The sequence below is a fragment of the Cupriavidus sp. 01L46 genome (genome assembly GCF_056399905.1).
On record NZ_JBFTSF010000607.1, the window covers coordinates 1 to 1238 of the forward strand.

The 1238-nt window shown below is 67.2% G+C and carries 2 protein-coding genes; one reads left to right on the top strand and one right to left on the bottom strand.

Annotated elements, in window-relative coordinates; translation table 11 throughout:
• Nucleotides 1-420 (top strand): sulfite exporter TauE/SafE family protein (locus AC1DS3_RS38805; protein ID WP_477129382.1); only part of this gene is annotated, 420 nt, incomplete at its 5' end.
• Here AC1DS3_RS38805 and AC1DS3_RS38810 read toward each other — a convergent pair.
• A complete protein-coding gene (locus AC1DS3_RS38810; protein WP_477129383.1) occupies nt 417-902 on the bottom strand; it encodes a GFA family protein in 486 nt (161 codons plus the stop codon). The genes AC1DS3_RS38805 and AC1DS3_RS38810 overlap by 4 nt on opposite strands.
• Nucleotides 903-1238 lie beyond the last annotated feature (336 nt).

Genomic DNA, 1238 nt, shown 5'->3' on the forward strand with positions numbered 1-1238 from the left:
CTATTTCCCTATTTCCTCTGGCGGCTGCTGCCGGGGCGCGCCGCCACGGCGCAGCAGGCGCGCCTGTCACCGCGCTGGATTCCGGCGCTGGGCGTGGTCGGCGGCGCGTTCTCGGGCTTTTTCAGCGTGGGCGGCGGCGTGGTGGCGGCGCCGGCCCTGGTCGGGCTGTTCGGATTCCGGCAGGCGGCGGCGCAAGGCCTGGCGCTGGCGCTGGTCACGCCCGGCGCGGTGGTGGCGCTGGCCGCCTATGCCCATGCCGGCCATGTCGACTGGGCCAGCGGCATCCCGCTGTCGCTCGGCGGCATGCTGACCATCTCGTGGGGCGTGGCGCTGGCCCACCGCATGCCGGAGCGGCGGCTGCGCGCCGCGTTTGCTCTGTGCCTGATCGCCACCGCGGGGATCATGCTGGCGCGCGGCTAACCTTGCAGGCCGCGGCGCCTGTGCCACTCGGCAAGCGACTCGGAGGGCCAGGTGCCGCAGTGCACATGGCCTCGCCCCTTGGGCACATCGACCCAGGGCGCGGCAAAATCCAGCGCGGCCTCCACCACCTCCGGCGGCTTGGGCAGCGGCGTATCGATGGYGCCCGCCTGCGGATGCACCAGCTCCGGCCAGCGCGGATCCCAGAGCCATAACGCGCTGCCGCATTTCAGGCAGAAATGCCGCTCCGCCGGCGAGCGGCGCGCGCGCTTGCCCGGCTCGCGCATCACCGCGTGATAGATGCCGATATGCTTTTTGCCGCGAACCTTCAGCGTGGCGGCGTCACCGCCGAGGTTGATGGCATAGCCACCGCCGCCCGCCGTCTTGCGGCAGATCGAGCAGTAGCAATGCATGAACGGATAAGGCGAGCCGGACTCCAGGCTGAAGCTGACCGCGCCGCAATGGCAGGAACCTTCGAGATGCATGGGATCTCCCGTGAGGACGGGACCCTAGTGTCCCGTTCCGCTGATTCGTTCGCAAAGTCTGTTGTGCTTGGAACAGGGATTGTAGGCCGGCGTGAAGTGCATATGCCATGCGTGGACGGGCCCAGATTGGATATGTATGCACGTATGCGGTTTGTATTGCTTGTCGCCCGCTGACTGGGGGGCGTTTTGGGGTGGGGTTTTACTGCTTCTAGCTGCTGGCGCGGCTGTACGGTGTTGGCCGTTTTGGAACGTGTGAGATGTCACTTTTCTTTACTCGTAAAGAAAAGATGGTATGAACGCGCCCCGTCCMCGCAGTGGAGCGCGAGGTGGCGAGAC